At 65.0% G+C, this 26,838-nt stretch carries 28 protein-coding genes; 14 read left to right on the top strand and 14 right to left on the bottom strand.

The features are described 5' to 3' along the window. Positions 1–105: 105 nt before the first annotated feature. Positions 106–2,718 carry a DNA mismatch repair protein MutS gene (mutS, locus tag FGK63_RS13870; RefSeq protein WP_138843386.1) on the top strand — a complete coding sequence of 871 codons (2,613 nt, stop codon included), beginning with the start codon at positions 106–108 and terminating at the stop codon, positions 2,716–2,718. A 58-nt stretch (positions 2,719–2,776) separates the two neighbouring features. On the opposite strand, the gene FGK63_RS13875 is transcribed toward mutS, so the two are convergent. Further along, positions 2,777–3,340, bottom strand: coding sequence for a nucleotide exchange factor GrpE (locus FGK63_RS13875; protein WP_138843216.1), 564 nt, complete (start codon positions 3,338–3,340; stop codon positions 2,777–2,779). Positions 3,341–3,350: 10 nt separating this feature from the next. Further along, a complete protein-coding gene (gene hrcA / locus FGK63_RS13880; RefSeq protein ID WP_138843218.1) occupies positions 3,351–4,415 on the bottom strand; it encodes a heat-inducible transcriptional repressor HrcA in 1,065 nt (354 codons plus the stop codon). 112 nt (positions 4,416–4,527) lie between these two features. On the opposite strand from hrcA, the gene rph reads away from it, so the two are divergent. Genes rph through FGK63_RS13900 form a run of 4 tightly spaced genes read left to right on the top strand, consistent with a single transcriptional unit; the run spans position 4,528 to position 7,356 of the window. Further along, complete coding sequence (rph, locus tag FGK63_RS13885; protein ID WP_138843220.1) at positions 4,528–5,241, top strand: ribonuclease PH; 714 nt, start codon at positions 4,528–4,530, stop codon at positions 5,239–5,241. Then, entirely contained in the window at positions 5,238–5,852 is a 615-nt protein-coding gene (gene rdgB, locus FGK63_RS13890) for an RdgB/HAM1 family non-canonical purine NTP pyrophosphatase (protein WP_138843222.1), read from the top strand. Before rph ends, rdgB begins: the two co-directional genes overlap by 4 nt. Next, positions 5,842–6,999: a radical SAM family heme chaperone HemW gene (gene hemW, locus FGK63_RS13895; RefSeq protein WP_138843224.1), complete on the top strand. Its 1,158-nt coding sequence runs from the start codon at positions 5,842–5,844 to the stop codon at positions 6,997–6,999. Before rdgB ends, hemW begins: the two co-directional genes overlap by 11 nt. Positions 7,000–7,002: 3 nt before the next feature. Next, positions 7,003–7,356, top strand: coding sequence for a YbaN family protein (locus tag FGK63_RS13900; protein ID WP_138843226.1), 354 nt, complete (start codon positions 7,003–7,005; stop codon positions 7,354–7,356). Here FGK63_RS13900 and FGK63_RS13905 read toward each other — a convergent pair. The 7 genes from FGK63_RS13905 to hemJ form a co-directional block, all read right to left on the bottom strand. Next, a complete protein-coding gene (locus FGK63_RS13905) occupies positions 7,346–8,239 on the bottom strand; it encodes a ParB/RepB/Spo0J family partition protein (RefSeq protein ID WP_138843227.1) in 894 nt (297 codons plus the stop codon). The two genes, FGK63_RS13900 and FGK63_RS13905, sit on opposite strands and share 11 nt — an antisense overlap. A gap of 20 nt (positions 8,240–8,259) precedes the next feature. Beyond that, on the bottom strand, positions 8,260–9,063 hold the full coding sequence (locus FGK63_RS13910; RefSeq protein ID WP_138843229.1) for a ParA family protein: 804 nt from the start codon (positions 9,061–9,063) through the stop codon (positions 8,260–8,262). After that, positions 9,056–9,679 (bottom strand): 16S rRNA (guanine(527)-N(7))-methyltransferase RsmG, encoded by a 624-nt coding sequence (gene rsmG / locus FGK63_RS13915; protein ID WP_138843231.1) that lies wholly within the window; start codon positions 9,677–9,679, stop codon positions 9,056–9,058. The genes FGK63_RS13910 and rsmG overlap by 8 nt, the downstream gene beginning before the upstream one ends. Continuing rightward, positions 9,676–11,544 carry a tRNA uridine-5-carboxymethylaminomethyl(34) synthesis enzyme MnmG gene (gene mnmG, locus FGK63_RS13920; protein WP_138843233.1) on the bottom strand — a complete coding sequence of 623 codons (1,869 nt, stop codon included), beginning with the start codon at positions 11,542–11,544 and terminating at the stop codon, positions 9,676–9,678. The genes rsmG and mnmG overlap by 4 nt, the downstream gene beginning before the upstream one ends. Before the next feature lie 12 nt (positions 11,545–11,556). Then, the gene (gene mnmE / locus FGK63_RS13925) at positions 11,557–12,843 is read right to left on the bottom strand and encodes a tRNA uridine-5-carboxymethylaminomethyl(34) synthesis GTPase MnmE (protein ID WP_138843235.1); all 1,287 of its coding nucleotides are present in this window, start codon (positions 12,841–12,843) and stop codon (positions 11,557–11,559) included. 31 nt (positions 12,844–12,874) lie between these two features. Beyond that, a complete protein-coding gene (gene rho, locus FGK63_RS13930) occupies positions 12,875–14,146 on the bottom strand; it encodes a transcription termination factor Rho (protein ID WP_138843237.1) in 1,272 nt (423 codons plus the stop codon). A 124-nt stretch (positions 14,147–14,270) separates the two neighbouring features. Beyond that, positions 14,271–14,720 carry a protoporphyrinogen oxidase HemJ gene (gene hemJ, locus FGK63_RS13935; protein WP_138843239.1) on the bottom strand — a complete coding sequence of 150 codons (450 nt, stop codon included), beginning with the start codon at positions 14,718–14,720 and terminating at the stop codon, positions 14,271–14,273. Positions 14,721–15,125: 405 nt separating this feature from the next. Between hemJ and FGK63_RS13940 the strand changes: the two genes are divergently transcribed. The 4 genes from FGK63_RS13940 to dnaQ are packed head-to-tail and all read left to right on the top strand — an operon-like array spanning position 15,126 to position 17,863. Beyond that, a complete protein-coding gene (locus FGK63_RS13940) occupies positions 15,126–15,725 on the top strand; it encodes a Maf family protein (protein ID WP_138843241.1) in 600 nt (199 codons plus the stop codon). Continuing rightward, positions 15,722–16,555 carry a shikimate dehydrogenase gene (locus tag FGK63_RS13945; RefSeq protein WP_138843243.1) on the top strand — a complete coding sequence of 278 codons (834 nt, stop codon included), beginning with the start codon at positions 15,722–15,724 and terminating at the stop codon, positions 16,553–16,555. Before FGK63_RS13940 ends, FGK63_RS13945 begins: the two co-directional genes overlap by 4 nt. Continuing rightward, entirely contained in the window at positions 16,552–17,145 is a 594-nt protein-coding gene (gene coaE, locus FGK63_RS13950) for a dephospho-CoA kinase (RefSeq protein WP_138843245.1), read from the top strand. The genes FGK63_RS13945 and coaE overlap by 4 nt, the downstream gene beginning before the upstream one ends. Then, the gene (gene dnaQ / locus FGK63_RS13955; protein ID WP_138843247.1) at positions 17,138–17,863 is read left to right on the top strand and encodes a DNA polymerase III subunit epsilon; all 726 of its coding nucleotides are present in this window, start codon (positions 17,138–17,140) and stop codon (positions 17,861–17,863) included. The genes coaE and dnaQ overlap by 8 nt, the downstream gene beginning before the upstream one ends. Before the next feature lie 26 nt (positions 17,864–17,889). Here the strand turns inward: dnaQ and secB are convergent, their stop codons facing one another. Continuing rightward, on the bottom strand, positions 17,890–18,396 hold the full coding sequence (gene secB, locus FGK63_RS13960) for a protein-export chaperone SecB (RefSeq protein ID WP_138843249.1): 507 nt from the start codon (positions 18,394–18,396) through the stop codon (positions 17,890–17,892). A gap of 54 nt (positions 18,397–18,450) precedes the next feature. Continuing rightward, a complete protein-coding gene (locus FGK63_RS13965; RefSeq protein WP_138843251.1) occupies positions 18,451–18,951 on the bottom strand; it encodes an FxsA family protein in 501 nt (166 codons plus the stop codon). Positions 18,952–19,058: 107 nt separating this feature from the next. On the opposite strand from FGK63_RS13965, the gene FGK63_RS13970 reads away from it, so the two are divergent. From FGK63_RS13970 to FGK63_RS13980, 3 genes are read left to right on the top strand one after another with little or no spacing between them, the layout of a single operon-like run. Continuing rightward, on the top strand, positions 19,059–19,715 hold the full coding sequence (locus tag FGK63_RS13970; protein WP_138843253.1) for a Tim44/TimA family putative adaptor protein: 657 nt from the start codon (positions 19,059–19,061) through the stop codon (positions 19,713–19,715). Beyond that, complete coding sequence (gene mltA / locus FGK63_RS13975; RefSeq protein WP_138843254.1) at positions 19,712–20,755, top strand: murein transglycosylase A; 1,044 nt, start codon at positions 19,712–19,714, stop codon at positions 20,753–20,755. The genes FGK63_RS13970 and mltA overlap by 4 nt, the downstream gene beginning before the upstream one ends. Beyond that, positions 20,755–21,342 (top strand): Smr/MutS family protein, encoded by a 588-nt coding sequence (locus tag FGK63_RS13980; protein ID WP_138843256.1) that lies wholly within the window; start codon positions 20,755–20,757, stop codon positions 21,340–21,342. The genes mltA and FGK63_RS13980 overlap by 1 nt, the downstream gene beginning before the upstream one ends. Here FGK63_RS13980 and FGK63_RS13985 read toward each other — a convergent pair. Then, a complete protein-coding gene (locus FGK63_RS13985; protein WP_138843258.1) occupies positions 21,339–22,559 on the bottom strand; it encodes an MFS transporter in 1,221 nt (406 codons plus the stop codon). The genes FGK63_RS13980 and FGK63_RS13985 overlap by 4 nt on opposite strands. 126 nt (positions 22,560–22,685) lie before the next feature. Then, a complete protein-coding gene (hslU, locus tag FGK63_RS13990) occupies positions 22,686–23,993 on the bottom strand; it encodes an ATP-dependent protease ATPase subunit HslU (RefSeq protein ID WP_138843260.1) in 1,308 nt (435 codons plus the stop codon). 162 nt (positions 23,994–24,155) lie between these two features. On the opposite strand from hslU, the gene FGK63_RS13995 reads away from it, so the two are divergent. Then, positions 24,156–25,397 carry an MFS transporter gene (locus FGK63_RS13995; protein ID WP_138843262.1) on the top strand — a complete coding sequence of 414 codons (1,242 nt, stop codon included), beginning with the start codon at positions 24,156–24,158 and terminating at the stop codon, positions 25,395–25,397. A gap of 7 nt (positions 25,398–25,404) precedes the next feature. Here FGK63_RS13995 and hslV read toward each other — a convergent pair whose 3' ends face one another. Continuing rightward, positions 25,405–25,965 carry an ATP-dependent protease subunit HslV gene (hslV, locus tag FGK63_RS14000; protein ID WP_138843265.1) on the bottom strand — a complete coding sequence of 187 codons (561 nt, stop codon included), beginning with the start codon at positions 25,963–25,965 and terminating at the stop codon, positions 25,405–25,407. A gap of 194 nt (positions 25,966–26,159) precedes the next feature. On the opposite strand from hslV, the gene FGK63_RS14005 reads away from it, so the two are divergent. Continuing rightward, complete coding sequence (locus FGK63_RS14005) at positions 26,160–26,354, top strand: DUF1127 domain-containing protein (RefSeq protein WP_138843267.1); 195 nt, start codon at positions 26,160–26,162, stop codon at positions 26,352–26,354. The last annotated feature ends 484 nt before the right edge of the window (positions 26,355–26,838 follow it).

Here is a 26,838-nt window from a genome sequence, read left to right on the forward strand (position 1 = left end):
GGGCCTCAACGGCAATGCGTTTTCGCCTTTCGCCGCGGTTGCCTGATTTGTAAGGTCGCGTCCGGAACACGCCGGGAGACGATGATCTTGTCCACAGTCACGCCGATGATGGCGCAATATCTCGAAATCAAGGAGGCCCATGCCGACGCCCTTCTGTTCTACCGGATGGGTGATTTCTACGAGATGTTTTTCGAGGATGCGGTCAACGCGGCCGAGGCGCTGGACATCGCCCTGACCAAGCGCGGCAAGCACGATGGCGAGGACATCCCCATGTGCGGCGTGCCGGTCCATTCCGCCGAAGGCTACCTGCTGACGTTGATCCGCAAGGGCTTTCGCGTGGCCGTCTGCGAACAGATGGAAAGCCCGGCCGAAGCCAAGAAACGCGGCTCTAAATCGGTGGTAAAGCGCGATGTCGTGCGGCTGGTCACGCCCGGAACCCTGACCGAGGACGCCTTGCTCGAGGCGCGGCGGCACAATTTCCTCGCCGCCTATGCCGAGGTCCGCGACGAGGCCGCGCTGGCCTGGGCCGACATCTCGACCGGCGCGTTTCACGTGATGCCGCTGACTTCGGTCCGGCTCAGCCCGGAACTGGCGCGGCTGGCCCCTTCCGAGCTGATCGTGGCGGATGGTTCTGAACCTGCGCTCCGCGAGCTGACCGCCGATCTGGGGATCTCGCTCACGCCGGTCGGCCGCGCCAGCTTCGACAGCACCGCCGCCGAAAAACGCATCTGCAAGCTGTTCCATGTCGGTGCGCTGGATGCCTTCGGCAGCTTCGGCCGCGCCGAGGTATCGGCCATGGGCGCGCTGATCGACTATCTCGAGATCACGCAAAAGGGCAAACTGCCGCTCCTGCAAACCCCGCTGAAGGAATCCGAGGACCGCACCGTCCAGATCGACGCCGCCACCCGCCGCAACCTGGAACTGACCCGCTCGCTGTCCGGCGGCAGGTCCGGATCGCTTTTATCGGTGGTGGACCGGACCGTCACGCCCGGCGGCGCGCGGCTGCTGGAACAGCGGCTGTCCAGCCCGTCGCGAAACCTCGAGGTGATCCACAACCGCCTCGACGCGGTCTCCTTCGCGATCGACGACGGTCCGGCCGCCGCCGATCTGCGCGACGCGCTGCGCAAGACGCCCGACCTCGACCGCGCCTTGTCGCGCCTGTCGCTGGACCGGGGCGGGCCGCGCGACCTGGCCGCCATCCGCAACGGCCTGGCGCAGGCCCTGGCCATCGCCGAAATCTGCGACGACCGGGATCTGCCGGTGCTGCTGGCCACCGCCGTGCAGAACCTCACCGGCTTCGACGAGCTGCTGGCGCTGCTCGACGACGCGCTGGTGGCGGACCCGCCGCTGCTGGCCCGCGACGGCGGTTTCATCGCGCCCGGATTCGACGCCGAGCTTGACGTGGCCCGCACCCTGCGCGACGAGGGACGGTCGGTCATCGCGGGGTTCCAGCAGAAATACATCGAACATACCGGCATCGCGTCGCTGAAGATCAAGCACAACAACGTGCTGGGCTACTTCATCGAAACCACGGCCACCCATGCCGCCAAGATGCTCAACCCGCCGCTCAGCGAAACCTATATCCACCGCCAGACCACCGCCAATCAGGTGCGCTTCACGACCGTGGAACTCAGCGAGATCGAGACCCGCATCCTGAACGCCGGGAACCTGGCGCTCGAGATCGAAAAGCGGCTCTATACAAGGCTATCTGGGGCGATTCTGGACCGGGCCGCGCGCCTCAACCAGGCCGCGCGGGGGCTGGCTGAACTGGATCTGACCATCGGCCTCGCGGATCTCGCGCGCGGCGAGAACTGGTGCCGGCCCACCGTCGACGGCAGCCGCGCCTTCGCGATCACCGGCGGCCGCCACCCGGTCGTCGAACACGCGCTGCGCCAGCAGGGCGGCGATGCCTTCGTCGCCAACGACTGCGACCTCAGCGCCGGGACCGGCGCGGCGATCTGGCTGCTGACCGGCCCCAACATGGCCGGTAAATCGACCTTCCTCCGCCAGAACGCGCTGATCGCGCTGCTGGCGCAGATGGGCAGCTACGTGCCCGCCGACACCGCCCATATCGGCCTGGTCAGCCAGCTGTTCAGCCGCGTCGGCGCCTCGGACGATCTGGCGCGCGGGCGTTCGACCTTCATGGTCGAGATGGTGGAAACCGCCGCCATCCTGAACCAGGCGGACGAAAGGGCGCTGGTGATCCTGGACGAGATCGGCCGCGGCACCGCCACCTATGACGGGTTGTCGATCGCCTGGGCCACGCTGGAACATCTGAACACCTCGAACCGGTGCCGCGCGCTGTTCGCCACCCACTACCACGAGCTGACGGCGCTGGCCGGCAAGCTGGAGGGCGTGGACAACGCCACCGTCGCGGTCAAGGAGTGGGAGGGCGAGGTGATCTTCGTCCACGAGGTCCACAAGGGCGCCGCCGACCGCTCCTACGGGGTGCAGGTGGCGCAGCTCGCCGGGCTGCCGCGCTCGGTCGTCGAGCGCGCCCGCGTCGTCCTCGACCAGCTGGAGAGGAACGAGCGCGAAGGCGGCAAGCAGAAGGCCCTGATCGACGATCTGCCGCTGTTTTCCGCAGCACCACCCCCGCCGCCGCCCGCGAAGTCCTCGCCCGTGGCCGACATGCTCGAGAACGTCCTGCCCGACGAGCTTACCCCGCGCGAGGCGCTGGACCTGATCTACAAACTGAAAGAGGCGGCCAGAACCTGACCGCCCCTTCATCTTTTCCCAAATACTCTCGCCGAAGGCGCGCGCCGCCAGGCGCGTCTCAGCTTGCCGGCGTCGACGAAACGCCGACCTGCGCCGGGCGCAGCAGACGGTCATGCAGCATGAAACCCTCGGCCGACACCTGGATGATGTCGCCCGCCTTGGTGCCCGGCACTGGCGCCTCGAACATCGCCTCGTGCATCTGCGGGTCGAACCGGTCGCCGACCGCGGGCGAGATTACCTCGATCCCGTGTTTCTGGAACACGTCGCGTAGCATCCGCATGGTCAGCTCGATGCCCTCGATCAGCCCGGCCGCCACTTCCTTCTGTTCGTCGGTCACCGCCTCGAGCGCGCGTTTCATGTTGTCGTAGACCGGCAGCATGTCGCGGGCGAGTTTCGAGCCGCCATACTGTTCCGCGTCGCGGCGTGCCTTTTCGCCCCGCTTGCGCGCATTCTCGGCATCCGCCAGCGCGCGCATGAACTTGTCCTTCATTTCGTCGCGTTCGGCGCGCAGCGCGTCCAGTTCCAGCGCCTCTTCGCTGATCTCCGCCAGTTCCTCGGCCAACTCCTCGGCCTCGGCCGTCGCGATATCGTCCAGAAATTCTTCGTTCTTCGGCTCTGCCATCTTTCTACCTCTAGCTCCGGTCGGAAATCAGCTTGCCGACCAGTTGTGCCGTATAATCCACGATCGGCACGATCCGTCCGTAATTCAGACGCGTCGGACCGATGACGCCGACCGCACCGATAATCTTTCGATCCGCGTTCATATATGGAGACACCACCAAAGAGGAACCCGAAAGTGAGAAAAGTTTGTTCTCCGAGCCGATAAAAATGCGCACGCCCTCGCCCTGCTCGGTCAATTCCAGGAATTCGGCGATGTCGCGCTTGCGTTCCAGGTCGTCGAACAGGGTCCGGATCCGCTCCAGCTCTTCCTCCTGCCCGGTATCGCCCAGCAGATTCGCCCTTCCCCGCACGATCAGCCGGGCCGAATCCTCGCCCTCGCCGTCCCAGACGGCCAGGCCGCTTTCCACCATCTCGCGCGCCAGCACGTCGATCTCCTGCCGCCGCGCGGCGATTTCCGACTGCATGATCCGCCGCACCTCGGACAGCGTCCGCCCTTCGATCAGCGCGTTGAGGAAATTCGCCGCCTCGCGCATCGAGCTTGGCGTCTGTCCCGGCGGCGGCGTGAACAGGCGGTTCTCGACATGGCCGTCGGAGAACACCAGCACCACCAAGGCCCGGTCATGGGCCAGCGACACGAACTCGATATGCTTGATTTCGGCCTCGTGCTTGGGGGTCAGCACCAGCGACGCCCCATGCGTGACCCGCGACAAGGCCGAGCCGACCCGGTCCAGCATCCCGCCGACATCGCCGGCATTGGTGCCCAGCGTGGCATCCAGCTTTTCCCGGTCATCGGCGTTCAGATCCCCGACCTCGAGCAGCCCGTCCACGAACATGCGCAGCCCCATCTGCGTCGGAATCCGCCCGGCGCTGACATGCGGGCTGTTCAGCAGGCCCAGAAACTCCAGATCCTGCATCACGTTGCGCACGGTGGCCGCGCTGACCTTTTCGCTCATGGCGCGGGTCAGGGTGCGGCTGCCCACGGGTTCGCCGCTGTCGAGGTAGCTCTCGACGATCAGCCGGAACACTTCGCGTGACCGGTCGTTCATCTCGTCCAGAATTTTGCTCGCTTCGCTCATCGGCAGGTCCTTGCTCGGGCGTCATTAAATCCCAGGCCGCTCAAAGGTCAATCGGGGTTGCATCGCCCGGCCCGCGGGCGCTATCCCCAAGCCAGCAAACAAAGGATTTCCCATGCGACCCTCTGGACGAGATTTAAGCGAAATGCGCCCGGTTTCAATCGATACCGGTTTCACCAAACATGCCGAAGGCTCCTGCCTGATCAGGATGGGCGACACTCATGTTCTGTGCACCGCCACCATCGAGGACCGGGTTCCGCCCTTCATCAAGGGCTCCGGCCTGGGCTGGGTCACCGCCGAATACGGGATGCTGCCGCGCGCGACCAACACACGGATGCGGCGCGAGGCGGCCACCGGCAAGCAGGGCGGACGCACGGTGGAGATCCAGCGCCTGATCGGCCGCGCCCTGCGCGCCGGCGTCGACCGCGTGGCGCTTGGCGAGCGTCAGATCACCGTGGATTGCGACGTGATCCAGGCCGATGGCGGCACCCGCTGCGCCGCGATCACCGGCGGCTGGGTGGCGCTGCGTCTGGCGGTGAACAAGCTGATGAAGGCGGGCGACGTGATCTCCGACCCGCTCCTGGACCCGGTCGCCGCCGTGTCTTGCGGCATCTATGCCGGGCAGCCGATCCTGGATCTGGACTATCCCGAGGACAGCGAGGCCGGCGTCGACGGCAATTTCATCCTGACCGGTTCCGGCAAGCTGATCGAAGTTCAGATGTCCGCCGAAGGTTCGGTGTTTTCCCGCGACCAGATGGATCAGCTGCTGAACCTCGCCGAAAAGGGCGTCGGTGAACTGGTCGCCGCGCAAAAGGCCGCCACCGCATGACAAGGCGCTTTGACGGCGACAGGCTTCTGGTGGCCACGCACAACAAGGGCAAGCTCGACGAGGTGGCGCATCTGCTGGAACCCTTCGGGGTCACGGTCGTCGGCGCCGCCGAGATGGATCTGCCCGAGCCGGACGAGACTGAGGATACCTTTGTCGGCAACGCCCGGATCAAGGCCCATGCCGCCGCCAGGGCCACCGGCCTGCCCGCCCTGTCGGATGACAGCGGCATCACCATCGACGCGCTCGACGGCGCCCCCGGCGTCTACACCGCCGATTGGGCGGAAACCGGTCAGGGGCGCGATTTCCTCAAGGCGATGACCCGCGCCCATGACGCGCTCGAGGCAAAGCGGGCCCCGCATCCCCGCACCGCACAGTTCCGCTGCACCCTGGTTCTGGCCTGGCCCGACGGCCATGACGAGGTGTTCGAAGGCGTCGCGCCCGGCCACCTGGTCTGGCCGATCCGCGGCGCCGAAGGGTTCGGCTATGACCCGATGTTTGTCCCCGAGGGATACGACATTACCTATGCTCAGATGGACCGTTGGGAAAAGAACAAGATCAGCCATCGCGCCCGGGCGGTGGAAAAGTTCGTGAAGGGCTGTTTTGGCGGATGATTGGCGCAACGGGGGCTTTGGCCTGTACGTGCATTGGCCGTTCTGCGCGGCCAAATGCCCCTATTGCGACTTCAACAGCCACGTTTCGAAGAATATCGATCAGAAACAATGGCTTGCCGCCTATCTGGATGATCTGACGCGGGCCGCGGCCGAAACCCCGGACCGGGTGCTGAACACGATCTTCTTCGGCGGCGGCACGCCTTCGCTGATGGATCCCGACACGGTCGCCGCGGTCATCGACGCCGCCCGTTCGCACTGGCGGCCCGCCAACGACATGGAAATCACGCTCGAGGCCAATCCCGGCTCGGTCGAGGCGGGGCGCTTCGCCGCCTATCGCGATGGCGGGGTCAACCGGGTGTCGATGGGCATTCAGGCGCTGAACGACGAAGATCTGCGCCGGCTGGGCCGGATACACACCGTGGCCGAGGCGCGAGCCGCCTTCGACACTGCGCGCAGCTGTTTCGACCGCGTCAGCTTCGACCTGATCTATGCCCGGCAGCACCAGACGCCCGAGGCGTGGCGGGCGGAGCTGACCGAGGCCCTGTCGATGGCGATCGACCACCTGTCGCTCTACCAGCTGACCATCGAGGACGGCACCGCCTTCGGTGACCGCTACGCAATCGGCAAGCTGCGCGGCCTGCCCGAGGATGACAGCGCCGCCGATATGTACCTCGCCACGCAGGACATCTGCGAGGCGCACGGGCTTGGGGCCTACGAAGTGTCGAACCATGCCCGCGCCGGCGCGGAATCACGTCACAACCTGATCTACTGGCGCTATGGCGACTATGTCGGGATCGGCCCCGGCGCGCATGGCCGCCTGACGCTGGACGGCCGCAAATACGCCACCGAAACCCACCGGGCGCCGGGCGACTGGCTGCGGGCCGTTTCGACGGGCGGCGGCGAGTCGGACCGGGTGGAACTGTCGCGGCAGGATCAGGCCAATGAATACCTCATGATGGGTCTCCGCATTTTGGAAGGACTAGATGTTGATAGGTTTGAACGCCTCTCCGGCTCTCCCCTTCTCCCCGACCGGCTGAGCCACCTGGCAGAGCTGGGCATGGTAGAACTGGACCAGGGCCGCCTGCGGGCGACCCGGCAGGGCCGCGCGGTCCTGAACGCGGTCATCCGCGAATTGCTGGCGGATTGAGCGATGCATTACCTCTGGGCCGGGCTGGGATTGGTTTGCGTCGCTCTGGCGGTCGTGGGCATCGTCCTGCCGCTCTTGCCGACGGTCCCGTTTCTGCTTCTGGCGGCCTTCTTCTTCGCCCGGTCCTCCTCGCGCCTGCACAACTGGCTTCTGACCCATCCGACTTTCGGCACCCTGATCATGGATTGGCAAAGCTCGGGCGCCATCAATCCGCGCGCAAAAAGGGCGGCAACTCTGTCGATCGCCGCCGTCTTCATCCTGTCGCTGGTGCTTGGCGCGCCGCCGCTTGTCCTCGTGATCCAGGCCGTCGTGCTTGCCGGCGTCCTGATCTTCGTCTGGACCCGCCCTAACGGCTGAGCTTGGCGCAGAGATCGTCCAGCTGATCGAGGTTTTCATAGGTCAGAACCACCTGCCCGGTTTCGGTGCCCGGCTTGTGGTTGATCGCGACCTTCATCGCCAGAATTGCGGACAGGTCCTTTTCCAGCGCGCGGGTGTCCGCATCCTTGTCGCCCGCGGGGTTGCGCGGGCGCGCGGTTCTGGCCTCGCCTTCCGGCTGCTGCTGTTTCTTCACCAGGGCTTCGGTCGCGCGCACCGACAGGCCGTCGCGCACCACCATCCGCGCCAGTTCCGACGGGTTTTCGGCGGTGATCAGCGCCCGGGCATGTCCGGCCGACAGTTTCCCCTCGACCACAAGGGTCTGTACATCCAAAGGCAACGACAAAAGGCGCAGCAGGTTGGCAATGTGGCTGCGGCTTTTTCCCAGGGCTTCGGCCAGTTTCTCCTGCGTGTGGCCGAAACGGTCCATCAGCTGCCGGTATCCCGCCGCTTCCTCCACCGCGTTGAGGTCGGCCCGCTGGATATTCTCGATGATCGCGACTTCCAGAACCTCGGTGTCGTCGAATTCCCGAACCAGAACGGGTATCTCGTGCAGCTGCGCCATCTGCGCCGCGCGCCAGCGCCGTTCGCCGGCGACGATCTCGTACTCGCCCTTGCCCACCGGGCGCACGATCAGGGGCTGGATGATCCCTTTTTCCTTGATGGATGCGGCCAGTTCGTCGAGCGGTTCCTTCGAAAAGGTGCGGCGCGGCTGGTTGGGATTGGCCCTGACCTTTTCGATCGGCACCTTCATGTCCGGCCGGCGCGGTTCGATCGATGCCGCCCCGGTATCCTGAGCGACATCCGCCATCAGCGCGGACAGCCCCCGCCCCAACCCTCTCGGTTTGCCTTTCTTGACGCTCAACTCAGCCTCCTGTCTGCCGATCAAGCGGCAACTTTTCTGTGCTTCTGCAATATTTCTCGCGCCAGATGCCGATAGGCCATGGCCCCCAATGAACCCGAATCGTATTGCAGAACCGGCAACGCGTAGGATGGCGCCTCGCTGACCCGGACGTTTCTGGGTATCTTGGTCTTAAATACCATATCTCCCAGGTTGTCACGGGCGTCCTTTTCCACCTGGCGGGACAAGTTGTTGCGGTTGTCATACATGGTCAACACAACACCTTCGATTCTCAGACCCGGATTCGCGGTCTGCCGAACCTCGCGGATCGTCAGCATCAGCTGCGACAGCCCCTCCAGCGCGAAGAACTCGCTCTGCAGCGGGATCAACACCGAACCGGCCGCGACCATGGCGTTGACGGTCAGCAGATTCAGCGATGGCGGGCAATCGATCAGGATGAAATCGAAGCCGAACGCGTCCATCGCGGTCTGCCGCAGGGCGTCATGCAGCAGGAAACTGCGTTTTTCGTTTGAAATCAGCTCCAGATCGGCGGAGCTCAGGTCCACGGTGGCCGGGATGATCGACAGCCCGCCGATCTCGGTATCCTGTATCACGGCTTCCAGCGGCGCATCGTCGATCAGCAGGTCATAGGTCGTCCAGTCCCGATCCTCGATCCCCAACCCGGTCGAGGCGTTCCCCTGCGGATCGAGGTCCACCACCAGCACGCGGCAGCCGCTTTCGACCAGCCCGGCGGCAAGATTGATCGTCGTGGTGGTTTTTCCGACCCCGCCCTTCTGATTCGCAACCGCAACAATCCTGGGGCCTGCAGGTCGGGACAAATCAACCACGTGACACTCCTTTGATTTTCAGAATAACGGCCTGAGGCTCAGTTAAACTAGTAATCGGATCCACTTGGAAATTCCATTGATTGCGGGCGTCCTCGACCTCTTTTTTCCAACTGGCGCCTTTCGGAAACAGCGCCGTGCCCGTATCGCGCAAATGCCGTTCGCAATAGGCCAAAAGATCCGACAGATCCGCCAGCGCCCGGGCCGACAGGATATCCGCGCCCAGCGGTTCGACCGCTTCGATGCGACGGCTCAGGACGGTACAACTGGCGCCGCATTCCCGTGCCGCGCTCCGCAGAAAAGCCGACTTGCGCTGGTCGCTTTCCACCAGGGTGAACCGGACGTCCGGCGCCTCGTCGATGGCCAGGATGGCGCAGATCATGCCGGGAAAGCCGCCGCCGCTTCCCAGGTCAACCCAATGCCCGCGGGCCTCGACGCAACGGAATACCTGCACGGAATCAAGTATGTGACGCCGCCACAGATCTTTCAGGCTGTTGCGCGAGACCAGGTTGATCTTGGGATTCCATCGCTCCAGCAGGTCGGCGAAGGTGGACAGGCGGTCGAATGTTTCACGTGAAACATCCAGCTCCGCGAACACCGCCGCCTTGTCGCCGGTCATGCGTTGCGCACTTTCAGGTCGCGGCGAAGCCGCGCAAGGATCAGCGTCAGCGCCGCCGGCGTCACCCCTTCGATGCGACCCGCCTGGGCGATGTTTCCCGGTTTCGCCAGCGACAATTTCTGTTTCACCTCGTTCGACAGGCCGTCGAGGGAGGCATAGTCGAAATCCGCAGGGATTTCATGCGCCTCGTCGCGTTTCATCGCCTCCACGTCGCGCTGCTGCCGGGCGATGTAATTCGCGTACATGGCATCCCGCTCCACCTGCCGGCGAATGTCACCCTGCACCTCGGACAGCCCGTCGATCAGGGGCAGAAGATCCTCGAACGCCACGTTCGGAAACGCCAGAACCGCCATCCCGTCACGCCGATTGCCGTCCTGGTTGACCTCGATGCCGGCGTCGCGAAGCTGCCGGGGCGTATAGGTTTCCGTGGTCAGCTTCGACTTCACCGCGTCCAGGCGCTCCATCTTGTCCTGGAAATTCGCCCTGCGCGTTTCGCCGACGCAACCGACCGAAATCCCGATCGGCGTCAGCCTTTGGTCGGCATTGTCGGCGCGCAGGGACAACCGGAACTCTGCCCTCGAGGTGAACATGCGATAGGGCTCGGCAACACCACGGGTAGTAAGGTCGTCGATCATCACCCCAATATAGCTGGTCGATCGGGTAAAATGCAGCGGTTCCGCCCCTTGCGCTTCAAGGGCCGCGTTCAATCCCGCCACCAGCCCTTGCGCCGCCGCCTCCTCGTATCCGGTCGTGCCGTTGATCTGCCCCGCAAGGTAAAGGCCCGGAACCTGCGGCAGGGACAGGCGCGGCGTCAGGATCCGCGGGTCGAAATAATCATACTCGATCGCATATCCCGGCTGCAGGATCACCGCATTCTCCAGCCCCTTGATGGAGCGGACATAATCCACCTGCACGTCTTCGGGCAAAGAGGTCGAGATGCCGTTCGGATAGATCGTGTGATCGTTCACGCCTTCCGGCTCGAGAAAGATCTGGTGGGACTCCTTGTCGGCAAACCGCACGATCTTGTCCTCGATCGACGGACAATATCTTGGGCCGACGCCCTCGATATGCCCACCATACATGGCCGAGCGCGCAAGATTCCTTTCGATGATCTCGTGCGTCCTAGCGTTGGTATGGGTGATTCCGCAGGCGATCTGCGGCGCCGTGACGGTGTTCGAGAGAAAAGAGAACAGCGTCGGGTCCTCGTCCCCGTCCTGCCGTTCCAGCACCGACCAGTCGATCGTCCGCCCGTCGAGGCGCGGCGGCGTTCCGGTCTTAAGCCGCGCCTTCGGCAGGTCGAAACCGTCGAGGCGTTCGGCCAGCTTGACCGATGGCCGGTCCCCCATCCGCCCGCCTGGACGCGAGACGTCGCCGATATGGATGATCCCCCGCAGGAACGTGCCCGAGGTCAGAATCACCGTTTTTGCGGGAATTTCAGAGCCATCCGCGAGGATCACGCCCGCGACCCGGTCTCCGTCCATGCGGAAATCGGTGACTTCGCCGGTGACAAGCGTCAGGTTGTGACGGCCGATCGTCTCGTCCTGCATCGCCGCGCGGTAAAGCGCGCGGTCGGCCTGCGCCCTTGGTCCCTGCACGGCCGGGCCCTTGCGACGGTTCAGCAGGCGAAACTGGATGCCGGCCCGATCCGCGACGCGGCCCATGACGCCGTCCATCGCATCGATCTCGCGCACCAGATGCCCCTTGCCCAGGCCACCGATGGCCGGGTTGCAGGACATCACGCCGATATCGCTTTCGGACAGGGTGATCAGCGCCGTGCGCGCGCCCATCCGGGCCGCGGCATGGGCGGCCTCGGTTCCGGCGTGACCGGCTCCGATCACCGCAACGTCGAACTGTGAATGTTTCACGTGAAACACTCCCTACTTTCCAAGGCAGAAACTTGCAAAGATCTCGTCCAGCAAGTTCTCGACATCTATTCTACCCACCAATGATTCCAAGGCCCGGATCGCCGTCCGCAACTCTTCCGCCGCGATATCATACAGGTCCGCCCCTGATTCCAGAACTGCCAACCCGTCGCCCAGGGCCGCCAGCGCCTTCTTCATCGCGACGCGGTGCCGTTCTCGCGTAGCAATACCAGCTGTTGCGGTTCTCTGCGACAGAGCACACGATATCTGGGAAATCAGGCGGTCGATGCCCTGTCCCGTCTTGCCCGAAATCCCGTCCTCGGTCCCGTCCCGCAGGTCCGCCTTCGGCAGAACATGGATATCGCCCGGCTGGAACGGGATTCCAAGACCTTCCGTGCCGTCGGCCAGGAACACGCGCAGATCCGCATTGTCGGCCCGTTGGCGCGCCAGCGCGATTCCCAGGCCCTCGACATGGTCGCTGGTCTCGCGCAGACCGGCGGTGTCCAGCAGCGTGACCGGCAATCCGGCCAGATCCATCCGCACCTCGATCACGTCCCGGGTCGTGCCGGCATATTCCGAGGTGATCGCCGCTTCGCGCCCCGCCAGGGCGTTGAGCAAGGTGGATTTCCCGGCATTCGGAGGCCCCACGATGGCGACCTCGAAGCCGGTGCGGATCCGTTCGGCGATCCGGACCCCGGCAACCTCGCTTTTCAGGTCGCTCATCACCCCGGAAACCAAGCCGCGGACCTCGGGCGTGACATCGGTCGGCACGTCCTCGTCGGCGAAATCGATCACCGCTTCCAGCAGCGACGCGGCGCGGATCAGGTCACGCCGCCAGCGTTCGGCCAGTTGACCCAGTTCCCCGGCCAGAACCGCCTGCGCCTGCTTGCGCTGCGCTTCCGTCTCGGCATCGATCAGATCGGCCAGCCCCTCGACCTGCGCCAGATCCATCTTGCCGTTCTCCAGCGCCCGGCGGGTGAACTCGCCCGGCTCCGCCATCCGCAGGCCGTCCATGTCCGAAAGACAGTGCAGAACCGCGTTGACCGAGGCGGTGCTGCCGTGGATCTGCAGCTCGGCCACGTCCTCGCCGGTGAAACTGGACGGCCCCTGAAAGGTCAGGACGACGCCCTCGTCCAGCCGCGCCCCGTCGGCGTCGCGCAGGCCGCGCAGCCGCATTCCGCGCGCCGGCAGGTCCGGCCCGGCCAGCGCCGCGGCAGCCTCATGCGCCAACGGACCCGAGAGGCGGATCACCGCCACCCCGGCTTTGCCCTGTGCGCTGGCCAAGGCGAATATCGTGTCCATCCGACAGCCTCGCGTGGAACCCGGAACCGGGTCAGGTGTTCATCGAATCGAAGAACTCGCCGTTCGTCTTGGTCTGCTTCAGCTTCGACAACAGGAACTCGATCGCATCCGTGGTGCCCATCGGGTTCAGGATGCGGCGCAGCACGAAAGTCTTGGCCAGATCGCCCTTCGCCACCAGCAGATCCTCTTTCCGCGTACCCGACTTGAGGATGTCGATGGCCGGGAACACCCGCTTGTCGGCGATCTTGCGGTCCAGCACGATCTCCGAGTTGCCGGTGCCCTTGAACTCTTCAAAGATCACCTCGTCCATGCGGCTGCCGGTGTCGATCAGCGCGGTGGCGATGATGGTCAGCGATCCGCCCTCTTCGATGTTCCGCGCGGCGCCGAAGAACCGCTTGGGCCGCTGCAGCGCGTTGGCATCGACGCCGCCGGTCAGAACCTTGCCCGAGGACGGCACGACGGTGTTGAAAGCCCTACCAAGTCTTGTGATCGAATCAAGCAGGATCACAACATCTCGTTTATGCTCGACCAGACGCTTGGCCTTTTCGATCACCATCTCGGAAACCGCGACGTGGCGCGTCGCCGGTTCGTCAAAGGTCGAGGACACCACCTCGCCCTTCACCGAGCGCTGCATGTCCGTCACTTCCTCGGGGCGTTCGTCGATCAGCAGCACGATCAGGTAGCACTCGGGATGGTTCCGTTCGATCGAATGGGCGATGTTCTGCAGGATCACCGTCTTGCCGGTCCGCGGCGGCGCCACGATCAGCGACCGCTGCCCCTTGCCGATCGGCGCCACCAGGTCGATCACCCGGGCCGACTTGTCCTTGATGGTGGGATCCTCGATCTCCATCTTCAGGCGCTCGTCGGGATAGAGCGGCGTCAGGTTGTCAAAGGCGATCTTGTGCTTCGCCCGCTCGGGATCCTCGAAATTGATCTTGGTGACGTTGGTCAGCGCGAAATACCGCTCGTTGTCGTCCGGCGCCTTGATCGCGCCCTCGATCGTGTCGCCGGTGCGCAGGCTGTACTGGCGGATCATGTCGGGCGAGACATAGATGTCGTCCGGACCGGGCAGATAGTTCGCCTCGGGCGAGCGCAGGAAGCCAAAGCCATCCTGCAGCACCTCCAGCACGCCGTCGCCGCCGATCGTCCATCCCTCGTCCGCGCGCTCGCGCAGGATCTGGAACATCATCTCGCCCTTGCGCATGGTCGAGGCGTTTTCGATTTCCAGATCCTCGGCCATGGACAGCAGGTCCTTGGGGCTTTTCGCCTTGAGATCGGAAAGGTTCAGGGATTCGGTTTTCATGATGATACGGCCCTCGGCCGGCGGCAGCCCGGCACAGACATGGATTTCGAACAGGAAGACACTCCGCCCGGACGGGCGTGTTGGCCCCTACATATGAGAGGTTTCGGCCCGAGTCAAACGGGCCTCAGAATTTCAGGATCACCGCCAGCACGATCACCACCATCAGAACCGTCGGAACCTCGTTCATCATGCGGTACTGGCGCCCTGTCAGCCTGTTGCGCCCTTCCGCGAAGTCCTTGCGCCGCGCCAGCAGCCAGTGATGAAACCAGGTCATCGCGATCACCGCCGCGCCCTTGGCCCAGGGCCAGGCCCATTGCCAGTCCACGATGCCCGGCGTGAACACCATGATCAGCCCCAGGATCCAGGTCGCGTACATCGCCGGGCGCATGATCACCCGCAAAAGCTTGTCTTCCATTTCAAGGAAGATCTTCGGCGCCCCGTCCACGGCCTGCGCCCGTTCCACATGATAGACGTACAGCCTGGGCAGATAGAACAGCCCCGCCATCCACGAGATCACGGCCATGATATGGAACGACTTCACCCAAGGGTACAGCGTGTAAAGAAGATCGGTCATCCGGGTTCTCGCGATAGGTCGGGTCCTCCCTAATAAAAAAGAAAGAGAAGAGAAAGGTTGATGGTTTTGTTGGGTGGACGGAATCCGTGGATTACTGTTTTGACCCGCCGGTTTTCCCCAGGTGGACAGGCGCGGGCGGATCTTTCCAGCGCCTGTTCATTTCCGAAATTTATCGTTGTTAAACAATATGATACAGAAACATGCCAGCGCAGGCTCTGGGGATAATTCAAGGAAAAGACCGGAACTTTCCCGTTATCCAAACCCGCGCAGTTATCCTTGTCCCGGCTGGATGGAACAAGAGCGACTCGCGGATCTCTGACGGCGAATTCGCGGGGTTGCGTGTCAACCGGAAAACCATACAAACCATTCAAGACAACTCATCGCCTTGCCCACGGGGTTTTCCACATGTCTGTCCCTCTGATCCTCGCGTCGGGGTCCGCGATCCGCGCCCAGCTGCTGGAAAACGCGGGCGTGCCCTTCACCGTCGATGTGCCGCGGGTGGACGAGGACAGCGCCAAACGCGCCCTGCTCGCGGAACAGGCCCCGCCGCGCGACATCGCCGATGCCCTGGCCGAGTTGAAGGCGCGCAAGATCAGCCTCAAGGCCCCCGGCGCGATGGTTCTGGGCTGCGATCAGGTGCTGGATTTCCAGGGCCGCCTGCTGTCCAAGCCCGAAAGCCCCGAAGCGGCGCTCGAGCAGCTCAAGGCGATGCGCGGCCAGCGGCACATGCTGCTGTCGGCGGCGGTGATCTACCAGAACGGCGAACCGGTCTGGCGGCATGTCGGACAGGTGCGGCTGCGGATGCGCGACAGCTCGGATTCCTACCTTGCGGGTTACGTCGAGCGCAACTGGGACAGCATCCGCCACGCCGTCGGCGCCTACAAGCTCGAGGAAGAGGGCGTGCGCCTCTTCGCAGCCATTGACGGGGACTACTTTAACGTTTTGGGTATGCCCCTGCTGGAGTTACTCAATTTCCTGACCTTGCGGGGGGTGATCGAACAATGACGGAAAACCGGATCCCATTGGCCGGGGTGATCGGACATCCCATTGCGCATTCCCGGTCGCCCAAGCTGCACGGGCACTGGCTCAAGACCTACGGGCTGGCCGGGCATTACATCCCGATGGATGTGGCCCCCGAGGATCTGGAGCAGGTGCTGCGCACCCTGCCCAGGGCCGGTTTCGTCGGCGTGAACGTCACCGTCCCCCACAAGGAAGCGGCGCTGCGGCTTGCCGATTTCGTCACCGAACGCGCGCAAAGGATCGGCGCCGCCAACACTCTGGGCTTCGGCGCCGACGGCTCGATCCGGGCCGACAACACGGACGGCTACGGCTTCATGGAGAACCTGCGCAGCGGCGCGCCCGACTGGGATCCCGAGGATGGTCCTGCCGTGGTCTTCGGCGCGGGCGGCGCGGCGCGGGCGGTAATCGCCGCGCTGGCCGAGGCCGGAACCCCCGAGATCATCCTGACCAACCGCACCCGCGCCCGCGCCGATCAGCTGAAAGAGGAATTCGGCCCGCTTGTTACCGTCGTCGACTGGCTGCAGGCCGGCAACGTCGTCGAGGACGCGGAACTGGTGGTCAACACCACCTCTCTCGGCATGGTGGGCCAGCCGGAACTGCGGGTGCCGCTGGACGGGCTGCAGCCCGGCGCGCTGGTCACGGACCTGGTCTACGCGCCCCTGAAGACCCGGCTTCTGCGCGAGGCCGAAGCGGCCGGCTGCACCACCGTCGATGGTCTGGGCATGTTGCTGCATCAGGCGGTTCCCGGCTTCGCGGCCTGGTTCGGAACCAAGCCCCAGGTGGACGAGGCGGCGCGGGCGGCGGCGCTGGCATGAGTTTCGCGCTTGGCCTGACGGGCTCGATCGGCATGGGCAAAAGCACCACGGCGCGGATGTTCGCCGACGAGGGCTGCGCGCTCTGGGATGCCGACGCGGCCGTCCACCGGCTCTACGCGCCCGGCGGGGCGGCGGTCGAACCCATGCGCAAGGCATTTCCGCAGGCCATCGAGGATGGCGCGGTCAGCCGCGACGCCCTGAAACGCATCATCGGCAAGGACCCTGACGCGTTGAAAACCATCGAAAGCATCGTGCATCCGCTGGTCGCGGCCGATCGCGCCGCCTTCCGGGCCCAGGCGCGCTCCGACATCGTCGTCTTCGACATCCCGCTCCTTTTTGAAACCGGCGGCGACGCGGCGATGGACGCGATGGCCTGCGTCACGGTGCCGCCCGAGGTGCAGAAGCAGCGCGTGATGGAACGCGGCACCATGACCGAGGCGCAGTTCGAACAGATCTGCGCCAAGCAGATGCCCAACGACGAAAAATGCGCCCGGTCGGATTTCGTCATCGTCACCGACACTCTGGACCATGCCCGCCGGCAGGTGCAGGATGTGGTCAGGCAGATACGGGCAGGACAGAACCATGCGTGAAATCGTGCTGGATACCGAAACCACCGGGTTCGACCCCGAAAGCGGCGACCGCATCGTCGAGATCGGCGCGGTCGAGCTGTGGAACCACGTGGCCACCGGCGAGACCTATCACCAGTACATCAACCCGGAACGCTCCATGCCGGCCGAGGCGTTCGGCGTGCATGGCATCGGCCCGGACCTGCTGGAACCGCCGCAGAACCCCGAACCGGGCCAGATCACCCTGCGCGACAAGCCGGTCTTCGCCAAGGTCGGCCAGGCCTTCCGCGAGTTCGTGGGCGACGCCAGGCTGGTGATCCACAACGCCGCCTTCGACATGAAATTCCTCAATGCCGAGCTGGTCTGGATGGGGCTGCCCGTGATCCCGATGGAGCAGGCCGTGGACACGCTGGCCATTGCGCGAAAAAGATTCCCGGGCTCGCCCGCCTCGCTCGACGCGCTGTGCCGCCGCTTCAACATCGACAATTCGAACCGGATCCTGCACGGCGCGCTTCTCGACTCCGAGATCCTGGCCGAGGTCTATCTCGAACTGATCGGCGGGCGGCAGCCGGATTTCGGCCTGTCGGCCGCGGCCGATTCAACCGGCTCGCAGTCGGGCGAAGCCTGGCGGCCCGTGGCACGGCCCACGCCTCTGCCCTCGCGGATCACCGACGAGGAACGCGCGGCGCACGAGGCGTTTGTCGCGAAACTTGGGGAAAAGGCGCTGTGGAACCGCGCCTGACCGGCGTCAGGCGCGGCGATCCCTGATCAGACTTCGGTCTTTTGCGCCTGCGCCTGCGCCGCCTGACGGCGCAGCAATTCGTTGCGGTAGAGCGCCACGAAATCGATGTTGTCCAGGTTGACCGGCGGGTAGCCGCCGTCGCGGGTCACGTCGCTGACGATCCGGCGCAGGAACGGGAACAGCATCCGCGGGCATTCGATCAGCAGGAACGGATGCAGCTGGTCCTCGGGCACGTTTTCCACGTGGAACAGGCCGCAATAGTCGATCTCGAACATGAACAGGATGTCCTCGAGACCCTTGGCCTGCGACCGGAGGTTCAGCTTGATGGAAACCTCGTACTGGTGCTCCGCCTGGCGTTTCTTGGCGTCCAGGTTCACCTGGACCTTGATCTCGGGCTGAACGTCGCCCGAAACGCCCTTCTGCGCCATCACGTTCTCGAAAGACATGTCGCGAATGAACTGTCCCAGTACCCGCATCTGAACCTGGGGTGCTTGGCTGGCCGCCTGGTTTCCTGCGGCGCTTTCGTCGGTCATGGATTTTCTCCGGAAATGAATTTCGCCCCTGCTTAGCAACTCGGGCGCGGTTGCTCAATGCCGGTCCGGCCCTTCGACCCAACGGGACGGCTTTGCGGGATCGCGGCGCGGGTGAACCTCGGTGAAATCGCCGTCGATCACGTCCCCTTCCGCGAAGGGATCGCGCCGGGCGTGAAACTGCGCGCCGGAACCCATCTGAAACTGCGTGATCGTGACCCGCGACTTGAGGTAGCGGAAAACCGCCACCCGCACGCCGGGGATCAGCAGCGCGAATCCCAGGGCGTCGGTGAAGAACCCCGGGGTCAGCAGCAGCGCGCCGGAAAACAGGATCATGGCGCCATGGGCCAGCGGCTCGGTCGGATCGTCCAGTTCGGAAAACGCGCGCTGCAACTGCCCCAGCGCCATGCGTCCTTGTGTCCGCACCAGCCAGGTGCCCAGAACCGCGGTCAGCACCACGATCGCCAGCGTCGGCCACAGCCCGATCAGGCCGCCCACCTTGATGAACAGGGCGATCTCGATGATCGGCACCAGCAAAAAGGCCAGAAACAGGTACATTTACGCTATCCTTTCCTTGACGCCGGACGGTGGACTTGGCTCCGACTGTCCCCTACATAGTGACGAAAGGCCTTGTGTACAAAGTCTCGGTTCTGAAAGAGGACGAAATGAACTCACCCCTGATCCAGCTTCTGGTGCTGGCCGGCATCGCCGTTTTCCTGATCCTGCGCCTCAAAAGCGTCCTGGGTACACGTGAGGGATTTGAAAAACCCCCTCTGCCGAAACAGCCTTCGGACAAGCGGCGGCGGGATTTCGAGGTGATCGAGGGCGGTCCGGACCAGGACATCATCGATCACGTGCCCGAAGACAGCCCGCAGGCGCTGGCGCTGGCCGCGATGAAGCGGGTCGAGCCGGCCTTTTCGGTCACCGATTTCGTGCACGGCGCCCGCGGCGCCTACGAAATGATCGTCATGGGCTACGAACGCGGCAATCTGGACGAGATCCAGCCCTTCCTGTCCGAAGAGGTGTTTGAAACCTTCGTCGCCGGCGTCGCCGCGCGCGAGGATCAGGGCCTGACCATCGAGGCCGAGTTCATCGGCGTCCGCGAAACCGCGCTGACGGACGTTCTGTTCGACAAGGACAGCAACAGGGCCGAGATCACCATGCGCTTCGTCGGCGAACTGACCTCGGTCGTGCGCGACCGCGGCGGCGACATCGTCGAAGGCAGCCCGAACACGGTCAAACGCCAGAAGGACAGCTGGACCTTTGCCCGCGTGATGGGCAGCGACGATCCCAACTGGCTGCTTGTCGCCACGGACGCATGATCGCCGCGCTCCGGTCGCTGGTCCTGGCGGGTGCGGTGATGACTGCCACGAGCGATGCCAATGCGGACCCCACGCATACCGTCCTCGGTTTCGACGACCTGGATGGCTGGGTTGCGGATGACCACGCCGCGGCCCTTTCCGTTTTCCTGACCACCTGCAACGATCTCGAAGACCCCGACTGGCGCGCGCTCTGCGCGGTGGCCCAGGCCCATGCCCCGGACGCGGCGCGCTCGTTCTTCGAGCTTTTCTTCCGGCCGGTTCTGATCGAAGACGGCGGCAAAGGGCTGTTCACCGGCTATTTCGAGCCGGAACTCGAAGGATCCCGCACCAGGACCGAACGGTTCCGGTATCCGGTCTACCGGATACCGCCCGAGGCGCGCGAGGCCGGCCAATGGCTGAGCCGGCGGGACCTGCTGTCCAGCGGGGTCATGGACAACCGCGGGCTCGAGATCGCCTGGGTCGAGGACCCGGTCGAACTGTTCTTTCTGCAGATCCAGGGCTCGGGCCGCATCCGCCTGCCCGATGGCGGCGCGCTGCGCGTGGGCTATGGCGGGGCCAACGGCCATCCCTATCGCTCGATCGGCATGGAACTGGTCCGCCGCGGCGTCCTGGCCGCCCATCAGGTCAGCGCGCAGATGATCAAAAGCTGGGTGCGCGGCAACCCGGCCGAAGGCGCGGAACTGCTGTTTCACAACCCGTCCTACGTGTTCTTCCGCGAGGTGACGCGCGTCGCCGCCGATCTCGGCCCGCTGGGCGCGATGAACCGGTCGGTCACGGCGCTGCGCAGCATCGCGGTCGATCCCGCCTACACTCCGCTCGGCGCGCCGGTCTGGGTGGAAAAGGACGGCAAGACCCCGATGCGCCGCCTGATGGTGGCGCAGGACACCGGCGCGGCGATCAAGGGCGCGCAACGGGCCGACATCTTCTTCGGCACCGGCGACGCGGCGGGCGACGCGGCGGGCGTGCTCAAGGATCCGGGCCGGATGGTGGTGCTGCTGCCGATCCAGCGGGCCTACGCCCTGCTGCCGGACGGATACTGATGACCCGGCGCCGGCTGACCGCCGAAGAGATCGAGCTGTGGCGCAAGGTGGCGCGCCAGACGGAACGGCTGCATCCGGAGCTGCCGCAATCGGTGCATCCGAAAACCCTGCCGAAACCCAAGCCCACCAAACTGCCGGCGGCGCGGGTCGAGACCTTCGAGCTCGGGCAACTGGCGAAACCCAGGCCGCATCGCAACAGCTTCAAGCCCTCGGTGGCCGAAGGTCTGGCCGCCGCGCCGGTGCAGATGGACCAGAAGGCGTTTGCCCGGATGAAGCGCGGCAAGCTGAAACCCGAAGGCCGGCTTGACCTGCACGGGATGCGAATGGACACGGCGCATCCGGCGCTGATCCGCTTCATCCTGTCGGCCCAGGCCTCGGGCCTGCGCCTGGTCCTGGTGATCACCGGCAAAGGCAAGCACAGGGACGAACCCGGACCCATCCCGACGCCGCGCGGCGTGTTGCGCAACCAGGTGCCGCAATGGCTGTCGATGCCGCCGCTGGCGCAGGCGGTGCTGCAGGTCGCGCCCGCGCATGTCAGCCACGGCGGCGGCGGGGCCTATTACGTCTATCTGCGCCGCACCCGCTAGAACGACCGCACCGCCCGCGACACGCCGATCCGCACACAGACGCAGGTCAGGACGAAATACCCCGAAATCGCCGCGAATTGCGTCTCGAGCCCGACGCCCAGGTCGATCAGAACCCCCGTCAGCCCCGGGCCGATGGCCGATCCCAGCACCATCACCGCTGCGGCCACCGCCTTGATCGCGCCGATGTGGCGGGTGCCGTAGAACTCGGCCCAGAAGGCGCTGGGCAGGGTGCTGTTCGCCCCGATCGTCAGCGCCACCAGCAGCAGCGCCACCAGCGCACCGCCGATCGACGTGACCGCGGACAAGACCAGGAACCCGACCGCGATCGGCAGCTGGTAGACCGGCATCATCCGCGCGGTGCCCCACTTGTCCAGCGCCCAGCCGGTGGCGAACATGGCCAGCAGCGCGGCGGCGGTCAGGACGGGAAACAGCGCCACCAGTTCGATATGCAGCCAGCCCTTGATCTCGGCCAGGTGGACCTGGTGGAAGAAGAACGCGGTCACGAAGGCGCCGGGCCCCAGCAGCGCCGGCACCATGAACCAGAACAGCGGATGCGACAGCGCCTCGCGCCGGGTCCAGTGGCGATCCTCCATGCCGGTGGCCGAATAGGTCTCGGACAGGCTCTGCGGCGTGCGCTCCTCGCGCAGCAGCCGCACCAGCAGCGGCAGGCCCAGCAGCGCGGCGCCGGCCGCCGCGACCCAAAGCAGGCGCCAGTCCACCAGCGCCATCGCCGAGACGAACAGCAGCGGCAGCAGCGCCTCGCCGACGGCGAAGCCGATCGACGCGATCGACAACGCCCGGCCCCTGGTGGCGGTGAACCATCGGGCCATCGCGACCAGCGCGATATGCATGCTCATGCCCTGCCCGAAGAACCGCAGCAGGAAGATCACCGCCGGCAGCAGCAGAAGCCGGGAGTTGAAGGCCATAGCCAGCGCCGCCATCGCCAGGCCGAACAGCACCACAGGCCCCAGCGCCCGCACCCGGAAAATGTCGGTCAGCGACCCGGCCCAGACCATCGCCGCCGCCGACACCATCGTGCCCAGCGAATAGATGCCGCCCCATTGCCCGTGGCTCAGCCCGTATTCGGCGCGGATCTCACCGGCGAAGATCGAGATGAAGAAGGTCTGCCCGAAACTGGACAGGAAGGTCAGCAGCATCCCCGCGGCCAGCCAGCGCGCGTTGTCGGCCAGGTATCGCCGCAGCGCCGACAGGTTCATCGGCGGCAACCGCGGGGGCCTTGGCGGGGGGCGATCACGCCCGCGTCTCGGGAAACCGGGAACTCGATTGCCGCCTCCTTGGGTCCGGACCTGCCGGCCCCACGCTAGCGGAATTTTCCCGCGCGTCTAGAGAACGTAGCGGCTCAGATCCGTCGATTTCGTCAGCTCGCCCAGGTTGTCCTGCACGAACTCCGCATCCACGGTGATCTGCGCCCCGGCCCGGTCGGGCGCGGCAAAGGACAGCTCTTCGAACACCCGCTCCATCACCGTGTAGAGCCGCCGCGCGCCGATGTTCTCGACGCTCTGGTTCACCTCGGCGGCGATGCGGGCAAGCGCGGCGATGCCGTCCTCGGTAAAGCTGACGGTGACGTCCTCGGTGCCCATCAGGGCGGTGTACTGCCGGGTCAGCGCGTTGTCGGTCTCGGTCAGGATGCGGACGAAATCCTCTTCGGTCAGCGCCCGCAACTCGACCCGGATCGGCAGGCGGCCCTGCAACTCGGGCAGCAGGTCCGACGGCTTGGCGATGTGAAACGCGCCGGAGGCGATGAACAGGATGTGGTCGGTCTTGACCGGCCCGTGCTTGGTGGAAACCGTGGTGCCCTCGATCAGCGGCAGCAGGTCGCGCTGCACGCCTTCGCGGCTGACATCGGCGCCGCGCGCATCCGACCGGGCGCAGACCTTGTCGATCTCGTCGAGAAACACGATGCCGTTCTGTTCCACCGAGTCCAGCGCGGCGCGGGTCACGGCCTCGTCATCCAGCAGCTTGTCCGCCTCTTCCCCGATCAGCACCTCGTAGCTTTCCGAGACGCTCATGCGGCGCTTCACGGTGCGCCCGCCGAACGCCTTGCCGAAGATGTCGCCCAGGTTCATCATGCCCATCTGGCTGCCGGGCTGGCCCGGAATGTCGAACATCGGCATCGGGTTCGAGGTGTCGGCCACCTCCAGCTCGATCATCGTGTCGTCCAGCTCGCCCGCCTTCAGCTTCTTGCGGAACATCTCGCGCGTGCCCTCGCGCGCATCTTCGCCCGCGATGGCGGCGATCACCCGGTCCTCGGCGGCCTGGTGCGCCTTGGCCTTGACGTCCTCGCGCATCAGTTCGCGCGTCTGGATGATCGCGGCATCGGCCAGGTCCCGCACGATCTGCTCGACATCGCGCCCGACATAGCCCACTTCGGTGAACTTGGTCGCTTCGACCTTGATGAAGGGCGCGCGGGCCAGCTTGGCCAGCCGGCGGCTGATCTCGGTCTTGCCGACCCCGGTCGGGCCGATCATCAGGATGTTCTTCGGGAACACCTCCTCGCGCAGATCGTCGGGCAGCTGCTTGCGCCGCCAGCGGCTGCGCAGCGCCACGGCCACGGCCCGTTTCGCTTCCTTCTGGCCGATGATGAAACGGTCCAGTTCCGAGACAATCTCGCGCGGGGTCAGATCGGTCATGTGCTCTCAATCTCGTTGCTTCGCCCCGGAACCTAAGCATGAGGTGCAAAAACACAAGACGAAGGTGGGAATTGGCCGCCCGGCCCGCACCTGCGCCGGCGTTAGGCGAAGCGGCCCGCATCTGGTAAACTGTCGCCGGGAGAACTGGTTAGGGGCGGCGGGATGACGACGATTGCCAAGATAACCTTGCTGTTTGTCGTGTTCGTCGACCTGATCGGGCAAGGCCTGGTCTTTCCCATCATCAATTCCCTGATCATGGAGCAGGATTCGGGCTTCCTGCCCGCCGCGACGAAAACCGGCATGCGGCATTTCTACTATGGCCTGGTGATCGGCTGCTTCTTCCTGTCGTGGTTCCTGGGCGTCGTCTACGTCTCAAAGGTCTCGGATTCGATCGGGCGCAAGAACGCCCTGCTGATCTGCCTCGGCGGCGCCCTGCTGGGCTATGCCATCACCATCGTCTCGCTCTATCTCGACAGCCTGCTGCTGCTGATCCTCGGGCGCTCGGTCACTGGCTTCACCGCCGGAAACCAGCCCATCGCGCAGGCGGCGATGATCGACGGCAGCACCGACAAGGCCGACCGGGACCGCAACATGGGCTACATCGTGACCGGCGTCAGCTTTGGCCTGGTGGGCGGCCCGATCATCGGCGCGGTGCTGTCCGACGCGGCGCTGCTGGGCAGTTTCGCCACCTTCAAGACCCCCTTCTACGGCGCCTTCGTGCTGGTCCTGATCGCGATATTCCTTGTCTTCACCTTCTTCCAGGACGCCCGGACGGAACGCGCACCCTTCGTGTTCCGCCCCCGCGACATCACCGACAGCCTGATCGCGGTCGGGCAGCACCCGATGGTGCTGAGGATCCTCCCGGTCTACATCTTCTTCATGATCGCCAACGTCACCTTCTACGTGTTCGTGGACAATTTCCTGACCAGCGCCTTCGGCTACGGCGTCATCGGCGGCAGCATGGCGATGGTGGTGATCGGGGTGGCGCTGGCGTTTTCCAGCACCTTCCTGGTGAAACCGGCGCAGGAGAGATTCAGCAAGTTCTCGATCATCCGCGCGTCGCTGGCGGTCATGGTCCTCTCCGGCATCGCCTTCGCCTTCAGCCCCAGCGGCATCTTCAGCTACGTGCCGGTGTTCTTCTTCTATTTCCTGTTCGGCGTCGCCTATCCGACCCTGCTGGGCCTGTTCTCCTCCAGCGTCAGCGAGGCCGATCAGGGCTGGGTCATGGGCGTGACCACCGCCGTCTTCTGCCTCGCCGGAGGCGTCATGTCGCTGATCGGCGGCGGGCTGATGAGCGTGGACATCCGCATGCCCTATTACATCGTGATCGTGACGGCGGTGCTGGGCCTGTTCGGCATGTACCGAAGCTGGCGCGGCAAGGAGGTGCGCGCGCTGCTCGCCTGAACCGGCCCTATCCCTTGGCGATATGCTCCACGGTCAGCTTGCCGTTGGTGTAGACGCAGATGTCGGCGGCGATCGCCATGGCGTCGCGCGCCACCTGTTCGGCGCTCTTGTCGCTGTCCATCATCGCCCGCGCCGCCGCCAGCGCGAAATTCCCGCCCGATCCGATCGCCGCCACGTCATGCTCGGGCTCCAGCACGTCGCCCGCCCCGGTGATCACGAACATGTCCGCCCCGTCGGTCACGATCAGCATCGCCTCAAGCTTCTGCAGGTACTTGTCGGTGCGCCAGTCCTTGGCCAGCTCGACCGAGGCGCGGGCCAGCTGGCCCGGCGTTGCCTCAAGCTTGGCCTCCAGCCGCTCCAGCAGCGTGAAGGCGTCCGCCGTGGATCCGGCGAAGCCTGCCACCACCTCGAACCCGCCCGGAGACAGCCGCCGCACCTTGCGGGCGGACCCCTTGATCACGGTCTGCCCCAGGCTGACCTGCCCGTCCCCGGCCACGACCACCTCGCCGCCCTTCTTGACGCCGATGATCGTGGTGCCGTGCCAACCGGGAAAATCGCTGTCTGCCATGAATGCCTCCGATGTGTTGCCCCCCGTATATGGGCCGGCGCGCCTTTGAGCGCAACGGCTTACCCGCAATCGGGCGCTATGCGCCGCGCGCATCCCGGGGCTGTCGAACCGGCAATTGTGGTCCGCGCCCCGCGTCTCTACATGAGACGTACAACCGACACGGGGTCGGCTGTCTCAAAAAGGGGAATGCGCAAATGGCAACCGCCGCAAACATCCATGCGCCACTCGGAGCAGTCACCGTTCTGCATGTAGTGGACGCTTTCATCACCGCCAAGAACTCCATCCTGGCATGGAACGAGGCCCGTGTGACCCGCAAGGAACTGTCCAAGCTGACCGACGCCCAGCTGGACGACATCGGCCTGACCCGGAGCGACGTCGCAAGGATCTGACCCGCAGGCAGGGATCGAACAGTCAAAAAGCCGCCCGATTGTCGGGGCGGCTTTTTTCGTTTCTGCGGGTGTCCAACCCGACATCGCTTCGCGCCGGTCTTCCGTGTGTGGACGACATGCCGATCCGGGGATTCCCCCGGGGCCTGAGCCGGGCCGCGGTCAGGCCCGGCTCAATGGCGGAAGCGCGGGACAAGCCTCTCGTTCCTCCGACAGGCGTCAATGACGGTAACCAGCCCTTGCAAGACATCTGCATGAGGCACGATTACGCTCAGGACCAGCCGAAAGCCGAACTTCTCAAGATCAGATACAGCCAAGTACCTGCCTTGATTTGGAAAAAGCATTCCAGATTTGCGCTCGATCGACCAATGGCATCTACGGGTCGAATGATAGGGACGCGTTGTTATCCGATAACACGCTCTGAAAGCGTGTCGGTGATCGGATAACAGCACGCCTGTGGCGTATGAGCATATGCATCCGCGGGAGA

The organism is Ruegeria sediminis, assembly GCF_005938215.1.
GTDB lineage: Bacteria > Pseudomonadota > Alphaproteobacteria > Rhodobacterales > Rhodobacteraceae > Ruegeria > Ruegeria sediminis.